Source organism: Cryobacterium sp. Sr3 (assembly GCF_004402835.1).
In the GTDB taxonomy this organism is placed as follows: Bacteria; Actinomycetota; Actinomycetes; order Actinomycetales; family Microbacteriaceae; genus Cryobacterium; species Cryobacterium sandaracinum.
The window spans coordinates 66,082-91,019 of record NZ_SOFA01000041.1; the positions used below are offsets into that span (position 1 = coordinate 66,082).

A 24,938-nucleotide genomic window follows, 5' to 3' on the forward strand; every position below is an offset into this window, starting at 1 on the left:
TGCTATGACCGATTCATCGAATGTTACGAGCGCCCCGAGCGCCCCGAGCTCAGCCGAGGAGACCGAGTCTGCGTCGCCCGAGGTTCCCCCGGTGCCCGGGCTGCGTTTCCTGACCCCCGGCGTCTCCCCCACCGAGGCGGCCGCCGTGTCGGCCGTGCTGCACGGCCTGGTGCGCGAGGAGGGCGACAACCTGCGCCAGGCGCCGGTGCGCGGCCAGAGCGCGTGGCAGCGCAGCCAGCGCAGTGTCCGGGTGGCTCTGACCCCCGGCGCAGGCCGCTGGCGCGGATTCTGGGCCTGACCCTTCGGTTCCCAACCGTCGGGCGCTCCCGGTCCCCCTAAATGCCGACTTTTTTTACCGAACAGGTTCGACCAGTATTGGCATTGCTCGGTGATGCTCTTAAGAGTTCACGACTAAAGCCCGTCGACTAGGGTAAGCAGTCGGGTTTTGGGGGCGCGTCAGGGTGACATTCGGGTTGTCGCCCTGGCACGAAAGTCGAAAGGGATCAACCACGGTTGGTCCCTTTCGCATTTGCCGGCGTGGCCCAGGCGTAACCCCGTCTCGAACGAATTCGACGGAGATTTTGAGGGAAACGGCCCCAAACACTCCGAAAAAGTGGTTGCAGACGAAAATCTCCGTCGAATTGGTGTGCGCTCGGCGCACGGTGCTCCGCGTGCTGACCAACTAGCCCGGGCCGGAGGACGTCAGGACCGGGTTGCGCGGGATCTCCAGCCACAGGTGCACCTCAGGCTCCGGTGACTCCTGGCCGAGGGCGATCAGCTTCGCGTCTGCGCTGCTGAGACCCACCACGGTGACCGCGGTCGCGGACCCGTCGCCGGCGGTCCGGGCGATGATCGTGTCCGCCAGGGTGGAGTCGATCGCGGTCGCCAGAGTGTTGAGCACCGATTCCAGCTCCGCGCCGCGGATGTCGTCGATACTGCCCTCGTCGAGCAGGGTGACGATGGCGCCGCGGCGACGCGCGGCCATGATCGCGTCACGCACGGCGTCATTGAGCAGCTTCCGTCCGCGGATCTCGTCCCGCACAGCCGCCTCCAGGTAGCGGGACTCCTGACGCTGCTCGTCGTTCAGCACCCCGCCCTGGTCGATGATCCGGCGCAGCATCGGGGCCGCAAGCCGGATGGTCTGGGCGAGCCGAACCTGGCGCTCGTAGAGGTGCGCGTCCTGGGCGGCCTGCCACTCGGTGGCCTCCTGCTCGGCCAGGGCGTACTGCCGGGCGTCGCGGCCTGCCTTGGCCAGCGCCCGCGCCAGGATGACCGCGACCGCGACCCAGACCACACTGCCGATGACGCCCATGGAGCCCAGGGCCGCCGGGCCAGCCCAGAAAATCGTGTGCACGACCAGCGTCGCGGCGCCGACCCAGGCCAGGCCTGGGCGCCGGCGGGTGGCGGTAATAGTCATCAGGGTGCCCACGGCAGCGACATTCCAGGTGGCGTAGCCGTTGTCGACGGAGCCGTCGAGCTGGCTCCCCACGAGCAGCGGCAGCATCGCACAAACAGCGACGTTGAAGAACGCCAGCCACACCGGCATCCGCATCGGGCTCGTCGGCCAGAGGCTGAGCACGGTCGCCACACCGTAGACGAGCAGCGCCAGGATCGCCGGCACCGGGCTGCGCGGTTGGCCCAGCGAGTAGAAGCCGAGCACGATGTGGTAGGCGGAGAACATTGCGGCCAGGGAGAGCACGAGTCCGCGCGGAACGGTGATCACTCGGGACGTCCTTTCTGGGCCGGCGGCCACTCGATGGTGATCGTCGTTCCGCGGCCCACCCCGGCGCGCACGCGCACGGATCCGCCGGCGCTGGCCACCCGGTCCTGGATCGAGATGCGCAGTCCGAGCCGTTCCGCCGGCACAAGCTCTGGGTCGAAGCCCACGCCGGTGTCGGCGATCGTGATGGTGCAGCCCCCCCGGGCGTTCCCGCTCATCGTGAGGGCGCGGTCGGGCTCGAAGCTCGGCGTGCCGGCATGCTGGGCGCTGTTCACCATGGCTTGCACGCTCGCGGCGAGGATCGCCTCGCTCGCGTGGACCGGGAGGCGCAACCCGTCGATCTCGCACTCGTCGACGGTGAACGGCACCGGCAGCCGGTCGGCGGCGGCCCGGATCTGCGCACTGAGCTCGCTGAAGGCAACCGTGCTGTCGTCACCGGCAGGCACGATGGCGGCGTCGTTGAGCCGGGTGAGGGCATCAGAGGCCATGCCGGAGGCCAGCTCGGCCGCCTTCGGGCTGCCGGCCGCGGCCGCGGCGAGGAACGTGGCCAGCACGCTGTCGTGCACGATCGAGTCGACCTGCACGCGCTCGACCTCCGTCGCGTGCTGCCGCACGGCGTTCCCATACTGGTGCAGCGCGTTGGTCTGCGCGTTGTCGACCGCGAGGGCCGTCTGCCGCAGCATGAAGATGATGATCAGGATGACCTGGCCGAGGATTATCGCGTAGACCGTGTCCAGAGACGACAGAAGAACATCGGCGTCGCCGCCGGACGGTGTCGACCGCACCACGCCGTAGACGATCGGCACGACCAGCGTGTAGATGACGGCCCAGAACACCGGGAAGGCCAGAGCGGCGCAGGCCGTTGCGATGGTGCACATGTACCAGAGCCACGGTTTGCCGTCGAGCACGGCCGCGGGGTCACGCATCAGCATGGGCCAGGCCAGCAGCGCCGCCAGATAGAGCATCGCCACGGTTCCGGCGGATGCCCGCACCCCGACCTTGGTCACGGCGGCCACCACGACCGCCGCCAGCGACAGACCGAGCAGCAGCGGCGCGAGCAAACCCATAACCGGCACCCGCACCGGGGCCTGCGCGAGCATGATCGGCATCGCCTGGAGGGCGAAGACCACGCCGACGCCGGCGACGGAACGCGAGGCCACGACTTCGATCCGGGTGCGGCTGATCGGGTTGCGCGGCTGTTTGGGCCCCACGATCGGGTCGGAATCGAGCAGCTCGGCGTCCGAGTGCGCCGCGGTGGAGCCCAGAGGGCCGGAGCCCGCGGGCTTACCCGCGGGCATCTCCGCCATCCGGGTCGAGGCCCGGCAGGATTCCGTCTTCGACGGCGCGCCGGAGCAGGTCCACCTTGGTGGGTGCCGGACGGCCGACCTCCACGTATTTCACCCGGATCCGGTCGAGGTACTCACGGGCGGTCGAGTGCGCGATGCCAAGCTGCATCGCCACCATTTTGAGGGGGAGCCCCGACGCGTAGAGGTGCAGCACGTCACGTTCGCGCCGGCCGAGCTGGGCCTTGGCGAAGTCGCGGTCGGCGTCGATGGCCGTGGCCCACTCGAGGTTGTTGAGAACGTCGCCGCGGGCCACGGATGCGACGGCCGCCATGACCGTGGTGGTGGGGGACGATTTGGGGATGACGCCGGCCGCGCCCGCGGCAAGCGCCTCGCGCACCAGGGCGACCCGATCGGCGATGCTGTGCACGAGGACCGACGCGCCCGTGCTTTGGGCACGGTGCACATTGTCGGTGACGCGGGATCCATCGCCCAGCGACAGATCCAACACGATGACGTCTACGGCACGGCCGTCGATGCCGTTCACGAGCTCCTGCACGGTGGGCGCGGTGAAGACGACCTCGTAGCCGACGTTCTCACAGGCCGCCTTGATGCCCAGGCGCACCGACTCGTGATCGTCGGCGATGCCCACCCGCACGGGATGGCCGAGTTCGAGGGCGCCGGGAATTCCCGGGGCCGAGGGGAGAGGTGTTGCTGGCTGGTTCACGGTTCCTACATCCTCACGTTGTCGTACAGGTCAACGATAGCTACCGGGACAGGAGCGCGACGGCTTCGACATGGTGGGTATTGGGGAACAGGTCGAAGGCACGCAGCCGGCGCAGGATGTACCCGTGACCGGCGAGGAGGGCGATGTCGCGGGCCAGGGCGACGGGGTCACAGGCCACGTAGACGATCTGGGCCGGTTCCACGGCGCCGAGCAGGTCGATGACCTCCTTGCCGGCGCCGGAGCGTGGCGGGTCGAGGATCACCGTGGCGGCCGACTGGCGAGCCTTCTCGGCGGAGCTCGAATCGCGCACGAGCGCGTTCAGGAACCGGTCGACGCGGGAGGTCTGCACGCTGGCCCCCACCCACTCGGCGAGGTTCTCAGCCGCGAAGTCCGTGGCCTGCGGGTCGCTCTCGACGCTGGTCATGCGCACCGTGCTGCCGAACCGGTCGCCCACGGCGGCGGCGAGCAGGCCGACCCCGCCGTAGAGGTCCAGGTTCGCGGCCCGGGGGTCGAAGGCGTCCGCGTCGATGATGTCCTGCACCGCGCAGTAGAGGGTCTCGGCGGCGCTGGTGTGCACCTGCCAGAACCCAGCGGCGTCGAGGCGGAACTCGCGCTCGCCCACAACCTCGCGGATCAGCGTTTTCGGGGTGTGCCGGCGTCGGCCCTTGTCATCCTGCTCCGCCACCAGGATCTGCACGGTGCCCAGGCTCGGGGCGACGATGTCGACGGATGCGGCGCCGGGAAACATTTTGTCCAGCGGTGCGGCCGCCTCGAGCAGGCGGTCGGCCAGCGGCAGGTCGCCGACCGGGATCACCCGGTGCGAGCGGGCGGCATAAGGGCCGACAGAGCCGTCCTCGTCCACGTGCAGGCGCACGCGCGTGCGCCAGCCGGTGCCGTCGGCGGCGTCGCCGGGCGAGGCGTTGGGGCCGACCGGGACCGGCTCGACCATGACCTCGGACTCGATACCGGCCATCCGTTTCAAGGCGTCAGCCAAAACCTGGCGCTTCAGCTCGCGCTGGAAACCGAGCTCGATGTGGCCGAACTCGGCGCCGCCGGCGCGGTCGACGGGGTCGCGGTCGAGGGCGGCAGCGGCCCAAATGTGCGGCTGACGCTCCGGTGCCGGGGTGAGCACTTCGACGGTCTCCGCCCGCCAGAAGCTTTTGTGGCTGGCCGAGGTCAGCCGGGCGCGCACGCGCTCCCCCGGCAGTGTGTCACTCACGAAGACCACGCGGCCCTCGTGCCGGGCGATGAAGATGCCGCCGTGGGCTACGTTGGTGACGTCAAGTTCGAGTTCCGTGCCCACTTCTGCGGAGTGCCCGTTCGAATCTGCCTGAATGTCATTGCTGGAGCCCATCCTTCGATGATCCCACACCGCGTGCACCCCCACCGAAGGAAACCCATGCGCTTGTACCTGGCGTCCACGTCTCCGGCCCGGCTTATGCTGCTGCGCACCGCGGGGATCGAACCTGTCACAGTTGCGCCCGACGTCGACGAGGACGTGGTCGCCGCCGACGCGGCCCGGTCGGGCGGCGGACCGCTGACTCCCCACCGGGTCGTGGAGCTGCTGGCGCGGGCCAAGGCGGAGGCCGTGTCCCGCGTGTTGACCGACAGCGGCGACATCACCGACGGCCTCGTGCTCGGCGGCGACTCGGTCTTCGTGATCGACGACGTCATCTACGGCAAGCCGCACACCGCCGAGAAGGCGCGCGAACGCTGGCACCTGCAGCGCGGCCGAACCGGGCAGCTGTATTCGGGCCATTGGCTGATCGACCACTCGGCCGGCGTGGCCGGGCGCGGTGTCGGCGCCGTCGCCGTCGCGGACGTCACCTTCGCCGACGACATCGAGGATGCGGAGCTGGACGCCTATATCGCCACCGGCGAGCCTCTGCTCGTGGCCGGGGCCTTCACCATCGACAGCCTAGGGGCGCCGTTCATCACCCACATCAGCGGGGATCCGTCCACCGTCGTCGGGCTCTCGCTGCCGACGCTGCGCCGGCTGGTGACCGGTCTCGGGCACGCGTGGCCGAGCCTGTGGAACCGCACCGACAACTGACAGATTGCTGGTTTTCGAGGTTGTTTGTAGGCATCCGCACCTTTCTCCGGCCTCTTTTTGTGGGAGAGAACCAAAAACCCGGTCGCTCTGCCCCATAAGCTAGGGCACTGTGCCCCCAATAACGAAGGTCCTCATCGCAAACCGGGGCGAAATCGCCGTCCGGGTGGTCCGAGCCGCAAAAGACAGCGGCATTGCCTCGGTTGCCGTCTACGCTGACCAGGATCGCGACTCGATGCATTCGCATCTGGCCGACGAGGCCTACGGTCTCGACGGAACCACGAGCGCCGACACCTACCTCGTCATCGAAAAGCTGCTCTCCGTGGCCCGACGGTCCGGCGCCGATGCCGTGCACCCCGGCTACGGGTTCCTCGCCGAGAACGCCGACTTCGCCCGCGCCGTGATCGGGGCCGGCCTGATTTGGATCGGCCCCTCCCCCGACGCCATCGAGAAGCTCGGCGACAAGGTCTCCGCACGGCACGTCGCCGAGAAGGTGCATGCGCCGATGGCGCCCGGCACCCTCAACCCGGTGGCGGATGCCGCGGAGGTGCTCGATTTCGTCGACCTCCACGGCCTGCCGGTTGCGATCAAGGCGGCCTTCGGCGGCGGCGGTCGCGGCCTCAAGGTCGCCCGCACCCGCGAGGAGGTGCCCGAGCTCTTCGACTCCGCCACCCGCGAGGCCATTGCCGCGTTCGGTCGCGGCGAATGCTTCGTCGAAAAGTACCTGGACAAGCCGCGCCACGTCGAGACCCAGTGCCTCGCCGACGCATCCGGCACGGTCGTCGTCGTCTCCACCCGCGATTGTTCCCTGCAGCGCCGCCACCAGAAGCTGGTCGAGGAGGCCCCCGCGCCGTTCCTGACCGACGCGCAGCGTAACGAGATGTATCGCGCGTCCAAGGCGATCCTCGCCGAGGTCGGCTACGTGGGCGCCGGCACCTGCGAGTTCCTGATCGGCCAGGACGGCACCGTCTCGTTCCTGGAGGTCAACACCCGGCTGCAGGTCGAGCATCCCGTGTCCGAGGAAGTGACCGGAATCGATTTGGTGCGCGAGCAGTTCCGCCTGGCCGAGGGCGGTCGCCTCGACTACCCCGACCCGGAGCCGATCGGACACTCCTTCGAGTTCCGCATCAACGGCGAGGATGCCGGCCGCGGCTTCATGCCGGCCCCCGGCCCCGTGCACGTCTTCAAGCCCTCCGGGGGCCCCGGGGTGCGCGTGGACAGCGGCGTCACCGCCGGCGACGTCATCTCGGGTTCGTTCGACTCCCTTCTCGCAAAGCTCATCGTCACCGGCGCCACCCGCGAGGAAGCGCTCGAGCGTTCCCGCCGGGCCCTGGACGAGTTCGAGGTCGCGGGTCTCCCCACCGTGCTGCCGTTCCACCGCCGGATCGTGCGCGACCCCGCGTTCGCCCCCGCCGACGGTGAGCCGTTCACGATCTTCACCCGGTGGATCGAAACCGAGTTCGTCAACGACATCGAGCCGTGGAACGGCTCGCCGGAAGTGCTGACCGGCCCCGCTAAGCGCCACAACGTCGTCGTCGAGGTGGAGGGGCGACGGATCGAGGTCAGTCTGCCGGTCCGCCTGCTGCCCGGCGCCGCCTCCGAGAACACGGCCGGCCCGGCACCCCGTCGGCGCGGCGGCTCCCCCTCCGTCAGCTCGGCCACCGGCGACGCCGTACACGCCCCGATGCAGGCGACCATCGTGAAGCTGGCCGTGGCCGAGGGCGACCTCGTCGTCAAGGGTGATCTGCTGCTGGTGCTGGAGGCCATGAAGATGGAGCAACCACTGACCGCCCACAAGGACGGCATCGTCGGCAACGTGGGGGCGATCATCGGCGCGACCGTGGCCTCTGGCTTCCTGCTGATGGCCGTCATGGACGCCGTTGAAGCCGTGGACGCCGTGGAAGCCGTGGACGCCTGACCCGCGTCACCGGCTGACACGTCAACGCCCTCGTTCCAAGAACGAGGGCGTTGTCTTTTCTTTCGTTTGTGGTGTCTCTCGAAGGCGTCAGAGCACGATGTGCATGGCGCGGGCGGCATCCGTGATCGAATGCGTCAGCGACGGGTAGACCGGGAACGCTCGTGCGACCTCGTCGACGGTGAGCCGGTGCTCCACGGCCAGGGCGAGCGGGAAGATCAGTTCGCTGGCCTTAGGGGCCACGATCACGCCGCCGATGACGGTGCCGGTGGTGGTGGTGGCGAACAGCTTCACGAAGCCGTCCTTGATGCCCATCATCTTGGCCCGAGGGTTCGAAGCGAGCGGGAGCTTGTAGATGCTGCCGCGAGTGAGGCCGTCCTCGATCTGCTTCTGGGTCCAGCCGACCGTGGCGATCTCCGGCTGCGTGAAGATGTTGGCCGCGACGTTGCGAATCTCGATCGGGTTGACCGCGTCGCCCATGGCGTGGAACACGGCCGTGCGGCCCATCATCGAGGCGACGGATGCCAGCGGCAGCTCGGTCGTGCAGTCCCCGGCCGCGTAGATGTTCGGCATCGACGTGCGCGCGACCCGGTTCACCCGGATGTGACCGGAGTCGGTGAGCTGCACGTCGGCTTCCTCGAGGCCGAGGCCCTTCGTGTTCGGCACGGACCCGACCGCGATCAGGCAGTGGCTACCCTCGACGGTTCGGCCGTCGGCCAGCGTGGCCAGCACTCCACCCACCGTGCGCACGACGGACTCGGCGCGGGACTTGCTGAGCACGACCATGCCGTTGCGCTTGAATACGTTCTCGACCACGTTCGCGGCGTCGGCGTCCTCACCGGGCAGCACGCGGTCGCGGCTGGAAATCAGGGTGACCTTGGCACCGAGGGCGCGGTAGGCGGAGGCGAATTCGGCCCCGGTCACCCCGGAGCCCACGACGATAAGGTGATCGGGTACGGCCCGCAGGTTGTAGAGCTGCGTCCAGGTGAGGATGCGCTCGCCGTCGGGGAGCGCGGTGGGCAGGATGCGCGGGGTTGCCCCGACGGAGACGACGATCGTGTCGGCCTCGATCCGGTCGAAGTCCGTGCCGGAGCCGTCTTCGGCCGTGGACACGATCACGCCGCTGGTACCGTCCAGCCGGCCGTGGCCGTGCACCAGGTTGACCCCGGCGCGCATCAGGGTGGACTTCATGTCTTCGGACTGCTGCCGGGCCAGTGCCAGGAGCCGCTTGTTGACCGCGGCGAGGTTGATGGCCACCTCGGGGCGGGCCGGCTTGCCCTTTTCGCCGCGCACGAACAGCTGTACGCCGAGCTCGGTCGCGTCGTGGATCGAGTTGGTGGCCTCGGCCGTCGCGATGAGGGACTTGGACGGGACGACGTCCGTGATCACGGCCGAACCGCCGACGCCGACACGCTCGATCAGGGTGACCTCGGCGCCCTGCTGAGCGCCGGCCAGGGCGGCCTCGTACCCGCCGGGGCCTCCGCCGAGGATAGCGATGCGCTGCTTGCGTTCGAAGTCGTAGGCCATGCTCATATTCTCCTGCCCCGGCGCGCCCGCCGCCAAACCCCGGGGCTCCGCTCCCCCGTCGACGAACCAATTCGACGGAGATTCTGCCCAAAATTGACGTTCAGGCCCCTTTTTCGCCGTGAAATCCCAAAATCTCCGTCGAATTGAACAAGGGAACGGTCCCGAAATCGGCGGGCAATTAGAGTAGGGGGATGCTGAAGACCGACAATAACTTGCTTGACGCGCCAGAAACCGATCCGTTTGATGTTGCACGGACCGCCGCTTCTGAAATCGCCGAAGCCACGGGCGTAGCCCGCCACGACATCGCCCTGACCCTGGGCAGCGGATGGGGCAAGGCCGCCGATCTCATCGGCGAGACCACGCACACCCTCGACGCGCAGTACATCACCGGTTTCAGTGCACCCGCCCTGGCCGGCCACGCCGGCACTCTGCGCTCGGTGCTGCTGCCCAGCGGCAAGCGCGCCCTCCTCATCGGCGCCCGCACGCACTATTACGAAGGCCACGGCGTGCGCCGGGTCGTGCACAGCGTGCGCACCGCCGCCGCCACCGGCGCGACGACCATGATCCTCACCAACGGTGCCGGCGGCATCCGGGAGACCTGGAAAGCCGGCACCCCCGTGCTGATCAGCGACCATATCAACCTCACCGCCGACTCGCCCCTCGAGGGCGCGACGTTCGTCGACCTGACCGACCTCTACTCGCGCCGCCTGCGCGACCTGGCCCGCACCATCGACCCATCGCTCGACGAGGGCGTGTACTGCCAGTTCCGCGGCCCGCACTACGAGACGCCGGCCGAGGTGCAGATGGCCAAGGTCATCGGCGGCCACATCGTCGGCATGTCGACCGCCCTCGAGGCGATCGCCGCCCGCCAGTCGGGCATGGAGATCCTCGGTCTGTCGCTGATCACCAACCTCGCGGCCGGAATCCAGCAGGACCCGCTCAGCCACTCGGAGGTGCTCGAGGCCGGAAAGCTCGCCGAGCCCGTCATCAGCGCGCTCCTCGCCCGGATCGTGGCCGCACTGTGAGCCTCGACAATACCGACCCGCAGATCACCGGCCGGCATTCCGCCGCCGCCGACGCTGCTCCCGCGTCCGCTGCCGGTGCCGATGCCGCCACCGGCACCGGCGCCACCGAAACAGTCCTGCCCGACACGATGGTCATCAACACCATCGGCGCCGACGACGACACAGGCACCGGCACCGGCACGGATGCCGTGAGCGGCAGCGAGACCGGCACCGACTCCGCTCCGGCCGCGGCTGCCACGCCGACCGTGATCGCCGTGGCCAATGCCTGGCTCAGCCAGGACCCCGATCCCGAGACCCAGGCCGAGCTGCGCCTCCTGCTGCGCGGGGCCGGCGACGGCGACGCCGTCGCACTCGCGGAGCTGCACGCCCGCTTCGACGAGCGCCTCGCCTTCGGCACGGCGGGTCTGCGCGGCGCCATCGCCGCCGGCTCCAACCGGATGAACCGCGTACTCGTCTGCCAGGCAGCCGCCGGCCTCGCCGCGTTCCTGACGAAGAACGCCGCCCCGGGCCGGGTCCCCTCGGTCGTCATCGGCTATGACGGGCGCAAGAACTCGCAGGTCTTCGCCACTGACTCGGCCGCGATCATGGCCGGTGCAGGGGTACGCGCCATCCTGCTCCCCCGTTTACTACCGACCCCCGTGCTCGCGTTTGCTGTGCGCCACCTCGACGTCGGCGCGGGCATCATGGTCACCGCCTCGCACAACCCGCCCAACGACAACGGCTACAAGGTCTACCTGGGCGGCGCCAACCAAGGCTCCCAGATCGTTTCGCCCGACGACGCCGCGATCGCGGCCGAGATCCTGCGCGTCGCCGCGGAGGAACGGGTTCCCGACCTGCCCCGGGCACCCTACGAGACGGCGCCCGAGTCGATCGTGCAGGCCTACATCGACGCGACGGCAGGTCTTGCCCGCCGGCCCCTCGCGCAGGTCAACACGGTTTACACGGCCCTGCACGGCGTCGGCTGGGACACCACCCGCCGGGTGCTTCAAGCCGCCGGCTTCGACCTTCCCACGCTCGTCGACGCCCAGATCGCCCCGGATGCCGCCTTCCCCACGGTCTCCTTCCCCAACCCCGAAGAACCCGGCGCGATGGACCTCGCCTACGAGACGGCCCGTGAGACCGGCGCCGAGCTGATCATCGCCAACGACCCCGACGCCGACCGCCTTGCGATCGCCATCCCGCAAGAGGGGTCCCCCGACGGGTACCGGCGTCTCAGCGGCAACGAGGTCGGGGCGATCCTCGGCTGGCGAGCCGCGGAACTGGCCGCGAGCGTCACCGGTGACGGCGGCGCCACCGGCACCCTCGCGTGCTCCATCGTCTCCACCCCGGCGCTGGAGGCCGTGGCGAAGGCCTACGGGCTGCGGTTCACCGACACCCTCACCGGCTTCAAGTGGGTGTCGCGCGCGCCCGACCTGATCTTCGGCTTCGAGGAGGCCCTCGGCTACCTCGTGAACCCCGAGACCGTGCGCGACAAAGACGGCATCTCCGCCGCCGTGGCGCTGCTCTCCCTGGTCAGCAATCTGAAGGCGGAGGGCGTCACCCTCGCCCAGCACCTCGACCGTTTCAGCGAACGCTTCGGCCACTTCGCCTCCGGCCAGATCTCGGTGCGCGTCACCGACCTGACCGAGATCGAGCAGGTCATGGCGCGGCTGCGCGAGACACCCCCGGTCTTCGTCGGCAGCATCGCCGTCGACCACATCGACGACCTCTCCGGGGGCTTCAACGGCCTGCCGCCCAGCGACGTGCTGCGCATCCGGCTGGCCGACGGCTCCCGCGTCATGGTGCGCCCGAGCGGCACCGAGCCCAAGCTCAAGGTCTACCTCGACACCAGCAGTTCCGTCGGCACGGTCGCCGAACGCCGGGCCGCCGCCGAGGCAACCCTCGCGGAGCTCGACCGGGGCATGCGCGACCTGATCGCGTAGCCCCGCGAAGCGCGGTGCAGCATCCGTTCGCACGGCGCGCGGGTGTTGCGCCGCTGCGCGGGTGGCGTGCCTCGCGCGCAAGGGCGCAGCTGCAGCGCACCGCCGCGAGGGCGTCAGCCCAGGGCGGTCTCCAGCTTGGCGGTGAGCTCGTCCACATCGAAGTAGTTGTCGATCACGACGATATCGGCATTGGTCTTGCCGATGGCGTCGACCAGCTCCGACGAGGTCAGGATGACCTGGGCATCCGCCCCGACCGTGCTCACCCCGGCGATGTCGGTGGCCGTGACGAAGGCTTCGATATCGAGGCGTTTGAGCGCGCGCTCGGCGTTGATTTTGAGGATGGCGGAGGTTCCCACTCCCACCCCGCAGAGTGCGACGATCTTCATGAGGGCTCCTCGGTTGCGGTCGGCACGCCGAGCAGGGCGCGGATGGCGTCGGCATCCGTGGCCGCGGCGAGCGAGGGGATGACGTGCGCGTCGTTGAAGACGTTGGCCAGCTCGGCCACGAGCAGCACGTGCTCGTCGGAGCTGGTGACGGCGAGCCCGAGCACCACGCTGACCGGGTCGTTGTGCGGATGTCCGAACGCGACCGGGTCGGCCAGGGTCACGATGCTGAGACCCTCGGTGTGCACATCGGGTCCGGGTCGGGCGTGCGCGAGCGCCAGCCCGGGGGCGATGACCACGTAGGCACCGAATTCCTCGATGACGGCGATCATGCGCTTCGTGTATTCGGGGGCGGTGGCGCCGGAGCGCTCGAGGGCGCCACCGGCGGCGGCCACCGCGCCGCGCCAATCGTCGACGTGGACGCCGATCGCGATGGCTTCGAGGGGCAGGGGCGGAAGGGGCATGGGAACTTTCACGGGGTAGGGGGTCGGCTTTCGCGAGTCGCTCAGGCGCTTTCGAAACCGGCGACGATGGCGTCCGCCAGTTCTTCGCGTTCGTCGAGCGGAAGGAACGCGGCCTGCGCCGCGTTGAGCTGGAAGACCTCGAGGTCGTCGATGTCGTAGCCGAACGCATCGCTGAGCAGCGCGAGTTCCTGGGTCAGGGTGGTGCTGCTCATCAGGCGGTTGTCGGTGTTGACCGTGACTCGGAAGCCCAGCTGGTAGAGCAGGTCGAAGGGGTGGTCGAGCAGGTCCGCGCCCCACGCGGCGATTGCGCCGGTCTGCAGGTTGGACGACGGGCTGAGCTCGAGGGCGATGTCGCGGTCGCGCACCCACTGCGCCACCGGGCCGAGCGTGACGTAGGTGTTCTCCGCGTCTTCGCGCCCGATCACGATTTCCTCGGCCAGACGCACGCCGTGGCCCAGGCGCAATGCCCGGCCGTCGTAAAGCGCCCCACGGATGCTCTCCAACCCGTCAGCCTCGCCCGCATGCACGGTGACGGGCAGGAAGGCCTTCGCGAGGAAGTCGAACGCGTCCCGGTGGTGGTGGGCCGGGAACCCCAGTTCGGCCCCGGCGATGTCGAAGCCGACAACCCCGTTGGAACGATGCCGCACGGCGAGTTCCGCGATCTCCAGGCTGCGCTCGGCATGCCTCATGGCCGTGATCAGCTGGCCGATCCGAATGCGGGACCCGGCACCCGCGACCAGCGCGATGCCGGCCTCGATGCCCTCCTGCACCGCCTCGACGCTCTGGTCGAGGGTGAGGCCGCGGGCCAGGTGCTGCTCGGGGGCCCAGCGGATCTCCCCGTAGATCACGCCGTCGGCGGCGAGGTCCTCCACGAATTCGCGGGCCACGCGCACCAGGGCCTCGCGGGTCTGCATCACGCCGACGGTGACGTCGAAAGTCTTCAGGTAGTCGACCAGGGTGCCGGAGTCGGCCTGGGTGCTGAACCAGGAGCCGAGCGATCGGGCATCCGTCGCCGGTAGCGCCAGCCCGACCGCGCCGGCCAGCTCGATGATGGTCTGCGGGCGCAGGCCGCCGTCGAGGTGGTCGTGCAGGGAGATCTTCGGCAGTGCGTTGATGCTCGTGCCGGCACCGGGCAGCAGGTAGTCCTCAGGGCTCGTGTTCACCCCCCTAATCTACCGGCTGGGTGCTGAGAGTCACACTGCTGGCTGAGCCGGCCCGCACATCCGTTCAGATGCACGGGCCGAGACCGGCCGGGCGGTTCAGCGGCCGATACGCTCGGCGATCAGCGGGCCGCCGTCCTGCACGGGCTCGCCGGGGTCGCCGATGCGATATGCGCCGTCCACGGCCTCCAGGGCCCGCGCGAAGCGCTCGGGTTCGTCGGCACTGAGGGTGAACAGGGGCTGGCCGGCGCGCACGGTATCGCCCGGCTTGGCGTGCAGGTCGATGCCGGCGGCGTGCTGCACCGGATCCTGCTTGCGGGCGCGGCCGGCGCCGAGGCGCCAGGCGCCGATGCCGAACGGCAGCGCCTGCTGCTCGACGAGCACACCGTCGCGCAGGGCGGTGACGACGTGGGTCTCCCGGGCCACGGGCAGCGGGGCGTCGGGATCGCCGCCCTGGGCACGGATCACGTCGCGCCACTTGTCCATGGCGCGTCCGTCCGTGAGAGCGGATTCCACGTCGACGTCGGTGATGCCCACCAGAGCGAGCATCTCCCGGGCCAGGGCCACGGTGAGCTCGACGACATCCGCCGGCCCGCCGCCGGCGAGAACCTCGACCGATTCACGCACCTCGTTGGCGTTTCCGATCGCGAGCCCGAGCGGCACGTTCATATTGGTGAGCAGAGCGGATGTCGCCACGCCGGCGTCCTCGCCGAGGGCGACCATGGTGCGGGCGAGCTCCCGGGACCGTTCGATGTCTTTCAGGAACGCGCCCGACCCGAACTTCACGTCCAGGACGAGGGCGCCGGTGCCCTCCGCGATCTTCTTCGACATGATCGACGACGCGATCAGCGGGATCGCCTCGACGGTGCCGGTGATGTCGCGCAGCGCGTAGAGCTTGCCGTCGGCCGGGGCCAGACCGCCGCCCGCAGCGCAGATCACGCCGCCGAATTCCTGCAGCTGCGCGAACATCTCCTCGTTGGTGAGGTGCGCACGCCAGCCGGGGATGGATTCGAGCTTGTCGAGGGTGCCGCCGGTGTGGCCGAGGCCGCGGCCGGACAGCTGCGGCACGGCCGCACCGAAGACCGCCACGAGTGGCATCAGCGGCAGGGTGATCTTGTCGCCGACGCCGCCGGTGGAGTGCTTGTCGGTGGTCGGCTTGCCGAGTCCGGCGAAGCTCATCCGCTCACCGCTGCTCAGCATCGCCATGGTGAGATCCTTGATCTCCCGGCGATTCATGCCGTTCAGGAAGATCGCCATGGTCATGGCGGCCATCTGCTCGTCGCCGACGTAACCGCGCGTGTACGCGTCGATCAGCCAGTCGATCTGCGGCGTGCTGAGCTCGCCCCGATCACGCTTGGCATGGATCAGGTCCACGGCGTCGAAGGCCTCGATACGGTTCTCGTTGGTGCTCACAGCTACTCTTCCTGATATTCGGCGAGCTGCCTCGGCCCGAAGGCGTCCGGCAGCACTTCATCGATGGTGCGCACACCCGACACCGTCTCCAGCAGCATGCCGGGCGCGGAATGTTCGTACAACAGCTGGCGGCAGCGACCGCAGGGCATCAGCGTTCGGCCGTTGCCGTCGACGCAGGTGAACGCGACGAGGTGGCCTCCCCCGGTCAGGTGCAGCACGGAGACGAGGGCGCATTCGGCGCAGAGGGTGAGCCCGTAGGAGGCGTTCTCCACGTTGCATCCGCTGATCACACGACCGTCGGTGACCTGCGCCGCGGCGCCGACCGGGAACTTCGAGTACGGCACATAGGCCTGGGCCATCGCCGTCGTCGCGGCCTCCCGCAGCGCCGCCCAGTCGATGTCGCCGGCCGCTGGCGAGGCGCCGTGGCTCACGCCGGTCACGATTTGATGTAGGGCTTGCCGGATGCCGCCGGTCCCCGCGACGTTCCGACGAACCCGGCAACGGCGGCGATGGTGATCAGGTACGGCAGCATGAGCATGAACTCGCTCGGCACCGGCGAACCGATGACACTGAGCACGTTCTGCAAGTTGCTCGCGAACCCGAACAGGAGGGCGGCCAGCGTGGCCCGGATCGGATCCCAACGGCCGAAGATCACGGCGGCCAGCGCGATGAAGCCGGCTCCGGCGGTCATCTCCTTGCCGAAAGCGCCCACCGAACCGAGGGTGAAGTAGGCGCCGCCGAGGCCGACGATCGCGCCGGCGAGCGACACGTTCCAGAACCGGGTGCGGCCGACGTTGATGCCGACGGTGTCTGCCGCCTGGGGGTGCTCGCCCACGCTGCGGAGGCGCAGGCCCCACCGGGTGTGGAAGATGCCGTAGTACACCAAGGCGACGGCCACATACATGATGTAGACGATCAGGGTCTGCCGGAACAAGACCGGTCCGATGATCGGGATCTCGCTGAGCAGCGGGATGTTGATCCGCTCGAATCGAGGCGGCTGGTTGAGCAGGGCCGCGTTGGGCGCCATCACCTGGGAGTAAAGGAAACCGGTGACGCCGATCACGAGAACGTTGAGCACGACACCGACGATGACCTGGTCGACGAAGTACTTGATCGAGAACGAGGCGAGCACCATCGAAACGAGAACGCCGGCGAACATGGCCGCGACGAGGCCGAGGATGGGCTGGTTGGTCAGGGACGCCACCATGGCCGAGGTGAACGCCCCGGCGAGCAGTTGCCCCTCAATGGCGATGTTGACCACGCCGACCCGTTCGGAGATGACACCGCCGAGAGCACCGAAGATCAGCGGTACAGCCAGGCTGAGCGAACCGAACAGCAGCCCGGGCACCGGGATGGACTCGCCGGCGGCGGCCCAGACCAGGAATCCGATCAGGAAGAGCACCGCGTAGACGGAGATAAGCCAGATCGGCACCTGACGCCGGGACTGCACCAGCCACACGCTCACGCCCGTGATCACAAGCAGCAGCACACTGATGACGATGCCGGTCAGCCGGGTGGGCAGCAGGAGATCGGGAAGCTGGATCAGGTCGCTCGAGGTGGAGAGCCGCATGGTGCTGACGCCCTCGCGGCCGAAGGCCACGAAGAGCGCGAAGGCGACGACGGTGAAAATCGCCAGGGCGATGGGCGACTTCCAACTCTTCACGATTTTGAAGTCGGGGCGATCGTCGGCGGTCGACGATACGGGCTGGACGGCCGGGGCAACGGTGCTCACTGTGCAGCCACCTCCTGGGAAACGTTGGGCAGTGCCCGGCGGGGCGCGGAGCCCGGGGCCGGCAGTCGGAAGATGGCCCGCACGAGAGGCGGAGCCGCGATGAAAAGCACGATCAGTGACTGCACGACGAGCACGATGTCGATCGGCACACCCTCGGCCGCCTGCATCGAGAAACCGCCGGCCTTGAACGCGCCGAACAGGATGCCCGCGGCGAACACACCCCAGGGCTTGGAACGGCCCAGCAGCGCGACCGTGATCGCATCGAAGCCGATACCGGAGTCCAGTCCGGCGCCGAAACCGCTGGTCGTGGTGCCGAGCACCTGGTTGATGCCGGCCAGGCCGATCAGTCCGCCCGAGAACAGCATCGCGTAGACGTAGATGCGCTTGACGCTGATGCCGGCGACGCGCGCCGCGTGGGGGTTCAGTCCCACGGCCCGGAACTGGAAGCCTAGGTTCGACCGGGACAGCAGCCACCAGGTGAAAACCGTGGCGGCGATGGCCAGGATGAAGCCGAAGTGCAGCGAGTACGTCGAGCCGAGAAGGTCGGGGAAGACCGCGGTGACCTTCGTCGCCGGGCTCTTCGGGTTGTTCGATCCGGGGGTCTTCAGGAAGCCCTCACGCAGCAGGTAGCTGACCAGGTAGAACGCGACGTAGTTGAGCATGATCGTGGTGATCACCTCATGGGCGCCGGTGCGGGCCTTGAGCAGACCCACGATCCCACCCCAGAGGGCGCCGCCGAGCACGCCGGCCACGAGGGCCGCGACCATGTGCAGGCCGTAGGGCAGGTCGACGGCGAAACCGACCCAGCCGCCGAGGGCGGCGGCAATCAGCATCTGGCCGCGGCCACCGATGTTGAACATGCCCACCCGGAAGCCCAGCGCCACGCCGAGCCCCGCCATGATCAGCGGGGTCGCGAAGGTGAGCGTCTCGGTGAGCGGCTTGATGCCGGCGGCGAAGCTCGGTCGACGGAAGTTGTAGACCGACCCCTGGAACAGGGCCGAGTAGGCGCCGGACACGGAATACCAGACTTCCCGCAGCAGGTCGCCGGGCCGGGAGAAGAAGTAGCCTGCGGCTTCCTGAACGCCCTCGTTGGTGAAGGCGATCATGATGCCGCCGACGAAAAGCGCGAGCACGACGGCGAGCACGGAGATGATCGCGTTGCCGGTGGTGATCTCGCGAAACGCCTGGTTCCAGCGGGACGGCTGTTCGGGGGCCGGGATTGACGGCGTTCCTGACTCGGTCGTGGGACCCTGTGTCGCGCTCACGCGGCAGCTCCTTCTCCGGCGGGCGTTTCGCCGGCCATCATCAAACCGAGTACGGCGCGCGGCGTGTCACCGGGAACGATGCCGACGATGCGACCGCGGTACATGACCATGATCCGGTCCGCGAGGGCTGCCACCTCGTCGAGCTCCGTCGAGATGACGATCACGGGCGTGCCGGCATCCCGGGTGGCCACGATGCGTTCGTGGACGAACTCCACCGAGCCGACGTCGAGCCCGCGGGTGGGCTGGGCTGCGACGAAGAGGCGCAGATCGCGGCCGAGCTCGCGGGCGAGCACGACCTTCTGCTGGTTGCCGCCGGAGAGCTTGCCGACCGGGGTCTCGATGCCCTGGGCGCGCACGTCGAACTCTGTGACTTTTTTTTCGGCGAACGCGGCGAGGAAGGCCCGCTGCACGTTCCACCGTTTGACGAAGGGGAGCTTGTTCGAGCGGTCGAGCATGAGGTTCTCGGCGATGGTGAACTCACCGACCAGTCCGTCTTCGTTGCGGTCTTCCGGCACGAATCCGACTCCGGCGTCGAGTACCTGGCGCACCGAATGCCCGCGCAGCGACTTGCCGTCGAGGGTGATCTCCCCGGAAACCCGCGATTGGAGCCCCATCATCGCCTCGGTGAGTTCGGTCTGGCCGTTTCCCTGCACCCCGGCGATGGCCAGGATCTCGCCCTTGTGCACCTCGAAGCTGACGTTGTTGACCAGGATCTGGCCGTGCGGGCCCAGCACGGTGAGGTTCTTCACCGACAGAACCACCTCACCGGGCAGTGCCGGGGACTTGTCCACGGTGAGGTCGACCGCACGGCCGACCATCTGGGTGGCCAGCTCGACGTTGCTCGCGGTCGGGGACGCCTCACCGACGACCTTGCCCAGACGGATGACGGTGATCCGGTCGGCGACTTCGCGCACCTCGCGCAGCTTGTGGGTGATGAACACGATGGAGGTACCGCTCGCCTTGAGCTGGCGCATGATGACCATCAGCTCGTCGGTCTCCTGCGGCGTGAGCACGGCGGTGGGCTCGTCGAAGACGAGCACCTTCGCGTCGCGCGAGAGCGCCTTGATGATCTCGACCCGCTGCTGCACGCCGACGGGGAGGTCTTCGACGAGCGCATCCGGGTCGACGTCGAACCCGAACCGTCGGGAGATCTCGCGCACGTGCTTGCGGGCCGCGGGCAGGTCGAGGCGACCGCCCGCCTTGGTCTCCTCATGCCCGAGCATGACGTTCTCGGCGACGGTGAACACCGGGATGAGCATGAAGTGCTGGTGCACCATGCCGATGCCGGCGGCCATGGCGTCGCCGGGGCCGCTGAAGTGCTGCACCACGTCGTCGAGGAGGATATCGCCCTCCTCGGCCCGGTACAGGCCGTAGAGCACGTTCATCAGGGTGGATTTCCCCGCGCCGTTTTCGCCGAGCAGTGCGTGGATTTCTCCGGCCTCGACGGTGAGGTCAATGTGGTCATTCGCGACCAGGGCACCGAATCGCTTCGTAATGCCTCGAAGTTCGAGCTTCATGTCGTCGATTCTATTCAGTGACGAGCGAAAGTTGACGCTCTTGCTCATATGTTGGCGGGGTGGCACCGTTCGCTTGGGTGTGCAGGCATCCCGGCCGACGACATCCGCCCACTGACGCAAGAGGGGAGGCCCGCAAGATGCGTGCCTCCCCGACTGCGTCTGAGTGCTGCTTCGGTGCTACTTCGGGGTCGCGGGCGACTCAACCTTGAGAGCACCGCTGATGATGTCGGCCTTGATGGCCTCGATCTCGGTCATGACCGCGGGGTCGACCTTGGACTCCCAGTCGTGGAGCGGGGCGATGTCGACGCCCTCGTTCTCGAGCGTGCCGACGTAGGGGGTGGACGAGAAGTCGCCCTCAGCGTCGTCGAGGATGATCTGCTCGGTGGCATCCGTCATCTGCTTGAGTACCGAGGTGAGGTACAGCGATGCGAACTCGGGCGTGGTCTCGAACAGGTCGCTGTCGACACCGATGATGGCGACGTCCTTGCCGGAGTCCTGAATGGCCTGCGCGGTGCCCTGGAAGAGCGGTCCGGCGACCGGGAGGATGATGTCAGCGCCGGCGTCGATCAGAGTGGTGCTGAGCGCCTTGCCCTGGTTGATGTCGTCGAAGCCACCGGCGAACAGGCCGGTCTGGGTGGCCTTGTCCCAGCCGCTGACGGTGACGTCGGTGCCCTTCTTCTCGTTGTGGTACGCGACGCCGTCGACAAAGCCGTCCATGAAGATGGTGACCGACGGGAACTGGAGTCCGCCGTAGGTGCCGACGACTCCGGTCTTGGTGGTGCCCGCGGCCAGGTAGCCGGCCAGGAACGCGGCCTGCGCCGTGTCGTACAGCACCGGCTTCACGTTGTCGAGCGTCAGTGGGCTGAAGTCGTCATTGGAGAGCGCGGAGTCGATCAGCGCGAAGTTGGTGTCGGGCGCGGCCTGGGCGGCATCGCGGGTGGCGTTGGAGAGGGCGAAACCGACGGTGAGGACGAAGTCGCAACCCTGGTCGACCATGCTCGAGACGTTCGGGCCGTACTGGTCTTCCGACTTGGACTCGGCCTGCTGGAATTCGATGCCGAGCTCGTCGGAGGCCTTGGTGATGCCCTCGAAGCTGGACTGGTTGAAGGACTTGTCGTCGAAGCCGCCGAAGTCGGAGACGATGCAGGGCAGGTAGTCGGATTCGGCACCGCCACCAGCGGTTCCCTCATCGGTCGGCGCCGGCGCACAGGCTGCGAGAAGGGCCACGACGCCCAACGTGGCAAGGCCGCTGAATGCGACCCGTCGTTTCATGATTGTCAAAATGACCTCCAATGGTCGCCCGGCGCGGGTTCGCAAGGGGCTGTATTGGTTTACACGCTATCGAATGATTCTCTGCTCAGAGGAGCAAAACGGGCCCGCGGGCGAAAGGTTATCAAGACGCGATACTGGTCCGCGGGAGGCCCGCCGGACGCCCCGGCCGAATCGGGCCCGAAAATGCCCCCGATCGGGGGGTTTGATGCCGATTAGAGCACGTCGTTGCTGCCGGACAGCTTTAGCGCGTCGACGACGGCCTTGACCTTCTGCGCGTTGGCGCTGGTGGTGATGAGGAGGGCGTCCGGGGTGTCGACCACGACGATGTCCTCGACGCCGATTAGGGCGATCATGCGCCCGGTGTGGCTGACCACGATCCCGCTCGAGGAGTCCGCAAGCACCCGGGCACCGTCGCCGAGGATGGCGAGATCGCGCTTGCGGCCGTTGGCGTGGATTTTCGCGATCGATGCGAAGTCACCCACGTCGTCCCAGTCGAACTGGCCGGGGATCACGGCGAGCCTGCCGCGGGCGGCCGCCGGTTCGGCGACCGAGTAGTCGATCGCGATCTTCTTCAGGCGGGGCCAGACGCGGTCGACCACGGCGCCGCGGCGCGGGGTATCCCAGGCCTCGGCCAGTTCGAGCAGCCCGGCGAGAAGTTCGGGCTCGGACGCCCCGATCTCTTCCAGCAGGCGGTCGGCGCGGGCGATGTACATGCCGGCGTTCCAGAAATAGGTGCCGTTGGCCAGGTAGTCCTGGGCGGTGGCAAGGTCGGGCTTCTCCACGAAGGAGTCCACCGACAGGGCGCTGGCGGCGCCGGCAATGTGCAGCGCGCCGGCGGTCTTGATATAGCCGAAGCCGACGGCCGGCTCCGTGGGCTGGATGCCGATGGTGGCGATGTAGCCGGCGTCGGCGGCGCGCACGGCCTCGGCGACCGCCTGGCGGAACAGGTGGTGTCCCTTGATCACGTGGTCGGCGGCGAAGGAGCCGATGATGACGTCCGGTTCGCGTTTCTCCAGAATCGCCGCGGCCAGGCCGATGGCGGCGGTGGACTCGCGCGGCTCGCTTTCGAGCACCACGTTCAGGTCGGCGAGCTCGGGGAGCTGCTCCTCGACGGCGGCGCGGTGCGCGCGGCCGGTGACCACCATGATGCGCTGCTCGCCCGACAGAGGTGCGAGGCGATCCCAGGTGGCCCTGAGCAGGGTCTGGCCGGAGCCGGTCAGGTCGTGCAGGAATTTGGGGGCGTCGGCGCGGGACAGCGGCCACAGCCGGGATCCGATCCCACCGGCGGGAATCACGCTGTAGAAACGATCGAGTGGTTCCGTGGAAGGCAGCATTCGGCCAGACTACCGCCCGGTCCACGCCGTTCACGGTGCGTTCACCTGCGCGCCGGAGGGCGTGCCTAGGGTCACCCTCATGAGGGTTGCACTCATCACCGAAAGTTTTCTGCCCACGGTCAGCGGAGTCACCACGAGCGTGTGCAAGGTGCTCGAGCATCTTTCCCGCACGGGCCACGACGCGATGGTCATCGCCCCGGCCGGCGCCCCGGCCGAGTACGCCGGGTTCCCCGTGCACGGTGTTCCCGCGGCACGCTACCGGCAGTTCCCGGTGGGAATGCCCAGCCCGCAGGTGCACCGCCTGCTGGCCGATTTCGCCCCGGACGTGCTGCACGCTGCGTCGCCGTTCCTGCTCGGCGCACAGGGCATCGCGGCCGCGAACCGGCAGGACGTTCCCAGCGTCGCCGTTTTCCAGACGGATGTCGCCGGCTACGCCCGCCGCAACCGGCTCGGCCCGGCCGCGCAGTCCGTCTGGCGTTTCGTCAAGTGGGTGCACGAGGGAGCCGACCTCACCCTGGCTCCCTCCTCCGCGTCGATGGCGGACCTGCGCCGCATCGGCCTGCGGCGGCTGGCGCACTGGACCCGCGGCGTCGACCTGGTCGGCTACCACCCCAACCGGAGATCCGACCCGGAGGCGTCGGCGCTGCGGAGCCGGCTGGCCCCGAACGGGGAGGTCGTCGTGGGCTACGTCGGCCGCCTGGCACCGGAGAAGCAGGTGGAGAGGTTCCGGGCCCTGCACGGGCTGCCCGGCATCCGTCTCGCCCTCGTCGGCGACGGCCCGTCGCGGCCGGCGCTCGAGCGGGAGCTCGCCGGGATGCCGGTGACCTGGCTCGGCCGCCTGGACGGGGCGGATCTCGCCCGGGCTTACGCGAGCTTCGACCTGTTCCTGCACGCGGGCACCGAGGAGACCTTCGGCCAGACCCTGCAGGAGGCGCACGCCGCCGGGCTGCCGGTCGTCGCACCGCGGGCCGGCGGCCCGATCGACCTGGTCAGCCACGGTGAAAACGGTTTCCTATTCATTCCGGACGACGAGAGAGACCTGCGCCGCTGCGTCGCCCGGCTGGTCCTGGACCCTGCGCTGCGGCGGCGGATGGGCGAGGCGGGACGACGGAGCGTGCTCGGTCGATCCTGGGAAAACGTGTGCGGCGCGCTGCTGGCGCATTACGAGCAGGTCGTCGACGAACGAGCCGCCGTTCGCGCCATGGTTGCGGTTCCGCTGTCAATGCAGCGCTAGCCGGACATTCGCGTTTTATCTCGGCACAGAGACACTTATAATTGTTCTGTGCGCGCACGGCGCATTGTCGGCCAGCTTCGTCGAGGCCGCCACACAGCCAGGGAGGGTTGGTCATGCCAGAGCAGGCAGCGACACTGACATCCCAGCAGAAGACGACATCACGTCGCCCCGCCGGAACCCTGTATCGGGGCCGTGAGGGCATGTGGTCGTGGGTCCTCCACCGCATTACGGGTGTTGCGATCTTCTTCTTCTTGCTGGTTCACATCTTGGACACCGCGCTGGTGCGCGTCAGCCCGGAGGCCTACAACGCGGTCATCAGCAGCTATCAGACGCCGATCATGGGCCTCGGCGAAACCGCGCTCGTCGGGGCCATCGTGTTCCACGCCTTCAACGGGATTCGGATCATCCTGATCGACTTCTGGAACGCCAAGTACCAGAAGGCCATGTTCTACGTCGTGGTCGCCCTGTGGGTGGTAACGATGCTCGCCTTCGTGCCGCGCCACCTGATCAACGTGTTCAGCCACTAGAACGGGGAGAGCCATGACATCCACAATCGAAGCTCCCCGCAGCCCCTACTCCCGCGCGCCGCGCTCCCGCGGCGTGAACTGGGAGAAGTGGGGCTGGATCTACATGCGCGTCTCCGGCGTCGTGCTGGTCGTGCTCATCTTCGGACACCTCTTCGTCAACCTGATGGTCGGCGAGGGCGTCAGCGCCCTCAACTTTGCTTTCGTCGCCGGCAAGCTGACCACCCCGTTCTGGATGGTCTGGGACGTTCTCATGCTCTGGCTCGCCCTGATCCACGGCGGCAATGGCATGCGCACGCTGGTCAACGACTACGCCACGCAGCGTCTGACCCGCGGCATCCTGAAGTCCGCCATCCTGGCGGCCGTCGTGATCCTGATCGTGCTCGGCACGCTCGTGGTCTTCACGTTCGACCCTTGCCCGGCCGGTTCGCCCGCCGATCTTCTTCCCTCGTTTTGCTCGGCCATTTAGGA

General features: G+C 68.5%; 23 protein-coding genes. 8 read left to right on the top strand and 15 right to left on the bottom strand.

Annotated features, from left to right (window positions below; all coding sequences use genetic code 11):
• Positions 1–4 precede the first annotated feature (4 nt).
• Positions 5–298, top strand: coding sequence for a hypothetical protein (locus E3N94_RS13425; protein ID WP_241987129.1), 294 nt, complete (start codon positions 5–7; stop codon positions 296–298).
• A gap of 384 nt (positions 299–682) precedes the next feature.
• On the opposite strand, the gene E3N94_RS13430 is transcribed toward E3N94_RS13425, so the two are convergent.
• The 4 genes from E3N94_RS13430 to E3N94_RS13445 all read right to left on the bottom strand — a co-directional run bounded on the left by E3N94_RS13430 (position 683) and on the right by E3N94_RS13445 (position 5,084).
• Positions 683–1,723 (bottom strand): hypothetical protein, encoded by a 1,041-nt coding sequence (locus E3N94_RS13430; RefSeq protein ID WP_104100331.1) that lies wholly within the window; start codon positions 1,721–1,723, stop codon positions 683–685.
• Entirely contained in the window at positions 1,720–3,018 is a 1,299-nt protein-coding gene (locus E3N94_RS13435; RefSeq protein WP_134570409.1) for an ATP-binding protein, read from the bottom strand. The genes E3N94_RS13430 and E3N94_RS13435 overlap by 4 nt, the downstream gene beginning before the upstream one ends.
• Positions 3,005–3,691, bottom strand: coding sequence for a response regulator transcription factor (locus E3N94_RS13440; protein WP_104100375.1), 687 nt, complete (start codon positions 3,689–3,691; stop codon positions 3,005–3,007). Before E3N94_RS13440 ends, E3N94_RS13435 begins: the two co-directional genes overlap by 14 nt.
• Before the next feature lie 79 nt (positions 3,692–3,770).
• Entirely contained in the window at positions 3,771–5,084 is a 1,314-nt protein-coding gene (locus E3N94_RS13445) for a TRAM domain-containing protein (RefSeq protein WP_104100333.1), read from the bottom strand.
• Between the two features lie 45 nt (positions 5,085–5,129).
• On the opposite strand from E3N94_RS13445, the gene E3N94_RS13450 reads away from it, so the two are divergent.
• On the top strand, positions 5,130–5,783 hold the full coding sequence (locus tag E3N94_RS13450; protein WP_104100334.1) for a Maf family protein: 654 nt from the start codon (positions 5,130–5,132) through the stop codon (positions 5,781–5,783).
• Positions 5,784–5,892: 109 nt separating this feature from the next.
• Complete coding sequence (locus E3N94_RS13455) at positions 5,893–7,698, top strand: biotin carboxylase N-terminal domain-containing protein (RefSeq protein ID WP_104100335.1); 1,806 nt, start codon at positions 5,893–5,895, stop codon at positions 7,696–7,698.
• Positions 7,699–7,785: 87 nt separating this feature from the next.
• On the opposite strand, the gene E3N94_RS13460 is transcribed toward E3N94_RS13455, so the two are convergent.
• Positions 7,786–9,222: an NAD(P)H-quinone dehydrogenase gene (locus E3N94_RS13460; protein ID WP_104100336.1), complete on the bottom strand. Its 1,437-nt coding sequence runs from the start codon at positions 9,220–9,222 to the stop codon at positions 7,786–7,788.
• A gap of 191 nt (positions 9,223–9,413) precedes the next feature.
• On the opposite strand from E3N94_RS13460, the gene E3N94_RS13465 reads away from it, so the two are divergent.
• Together E3N94_RS13465 and E3N94_RS13470 are read left to right on the top strand one after the other, a co-directional pair.
• Positions 9,414–10,247 (top strand): purine-nucleoside phosphorylase, encoded by an 834-nt coding sequence (locus tag E3N94_RS13465; protein ID WP_104100337.1) that lies wholly within the window; start codon positions 9,414–9,416, stop codon positions 10,245–10,247.
• The gene (locus E3N94_RS13470) at positions 10,244–12,169 is read left to right on the top strand and encodes a phospho-sugar mutase (protein ID WP_241987130.1); all 1,926 of its coding nucleotides are present in this window, start codon (positions 10,244–10,246) and stop codon (positions 12,167–12,169) included. The genes E3N94_RS13465 and E3N94_RS13470 overlap by 4 nt, the downstream gene beginning before the upstream one ends.
• A gap of 113 nt (positions 12,170–12,282) precedes the next feature.
• On the opposite strand, the gene E3N94_RS13475 is transcribed toward E3N94_RS13470, so the two are convergent.
• The 10 genes from E3N94_RS13475 to E3N94_RS13520 form a co-directional block, all read right to left on the bottom strand.
• Positions 12,283–12,555, bottom strand: coding sequence for a PTS sugar transporter subunit IIB (locus tag E3N94_RS13475; protein WP_104100338.1), 273 nt, complete (start codon positions 12,553–12,555; stop codon positions 12,283–12,285).
• Entirely contained in the window at positions 12,552–13,016 is a 465-nt protein-coding gene (locus E3N94_RS13480; protein WP_104171377.1) for a PTS sugar transporter subunit IIA, read from the bottom strand. The genes E3N94_RS13475 and E3N94_RS13480 overlap by 4 nt, the downstream gene beginning before the upstream one ends.
• A gap of 41 nt (positions 13,017–13,057) precedes the next feature.
• Entirely contained in the window at positions 13,058–14,179 is a 1,122-nt protein-coding gene (locus E3N94_RS13485) for an adenosine deaminase (RefSeq protein ID WP_104100340.1), read from the bottom strand.
• A 96-nt stretch (positions 14,180–14,275) separates the two neighbouring features.
• Positions 14,276–15,589, bottom strand: coding sequence for a thymidine phosphorylase (locus E3N94_RS13490; RefSeq protein ID WP_104100341.1), 1,314 nt, complete (start codon positions 15,587–15,589; stop codon positions 14,276–14,278).
• Positions 15,590–15,591: 2 nt separating this feature from the next.
• Positions 15,592–16,029, bottom strand: coding sequence for a cytidine deaminase (locus E3N94_RS13495; RefSeq protein WP_255409024.1), 438 nt, complete (start codon positions 16,027–16,029; stop codon positions 15,592–15,594).
• A complete protein-coding gene (locus E3N94_RS13500) occupies positions 16,026–17,255 on the bottom strand; it encodes an ABC transporter permease (RefSeq protein ID WP_233191324.1) in 1,230 nt (409 codons plus the stop codon). The genes E3N94_RS13495 and E3N94_RS13500 overlap by 4 nt, the downstream gene beginning before the upstream one ends.
• A 62-nt stretch (positions 17,256–17,317) precedes the next feature.
• On the bottom strand, positions 17,318–18,541 hold the full coding sequence (locus E3N94_RS13505; RefSeq protein WP_241977367.1) for an ABC transporter permease: 1,224 nt from the start codon (positions 18,539–18,541) through the stop codon (positions 17,318–17,320).
• Positions 18,542–18,582: 41 nt separating this feature from the next.
• The gene (locus E3N94_RS13510; RefSeq protein ID WP_104100342.1) at positions 18,583–20,103 is read right to left on the bottom strand and encodes an ABC transporter ATP-binding protein; all 1,521 of its coding nucleotides are present in this window, start codon (positions 20,101–20,103) and stop codon (positions 18,583–18,585) included.
• Positions 20,104–20,280: 177 nt separating this feature from the next.
• Positions 20,281–21,375, bottom strand: a complete 1,095-nt coding sequence (locus E3N94_RS13515; RefSeq protein ID WP_104100343.1) for a BMP family ABC transporter substrate-binding protein — start codon at positions 21,373–21,375, stop codon at positions 20,281–20,283.
• Between the two features lie 212 nt (positions 21,376–21,587).
• A complete protein-coding gene (locus tag E3N94_RS13520; RefSeq protein ID WP_134342668.1) occupies positions 21,588–22,709 on the bottom strand; it encodes a mannose-1-phosphate guanylyltransferase in 1,122 nt (373 codons plus the stop codon).
• A 79-nt stretch (positions 22,710–22,788) separates the two neighbouring features.
• Between E3N94_RS13520 and E3N94_RS13525 the strand changes: the two genes are divergently transcribed.
• From E3N94_RS13525 to E3N94_RS13535, 3 genes are all read left to right on the top strand, one after another.
• Positions 22,789–23,943, top strand: a complete 1,155-nt coding sequence (locus tag E3N94_RS13525) for a glycosyltransferase family 1 protein (protein WP_134342669.1) — start codon at positions 22,789–22,791, stop codon at positions 23,941–23,943.
• Between the two features lie 113 nt (positions 23,944–24,056).
• Positions 24,057–24,470 carry a succinate dehydrogenase, cytochrome b556 subunit gene (gene sdhC, locus E3N94_RS13530; protein ID WP_104100346.1) on the top strand — a complete coding sequence of 138 codons (414 nt, stop codon included), beginning with the start codon at positions 24,057–24,059 and terminating at the stop codon, positions 24,468–24,470.
• 13 nt (positions 24,471–24,483) lie between these two features.
• Positions 24,484–24,936, top strand: a complete 453-nt coding sequence (locus tag E3N94_RS13535) for a succinate dehydrogenase hydrophobic membrane anchor subunit (protein WP_104100347.1) — start codon at positions 24,484–24,486, stop codon at positions 24,934–24,936.
• Positions 24,937–24,938 lie beyond the last annotated feature (2 nt).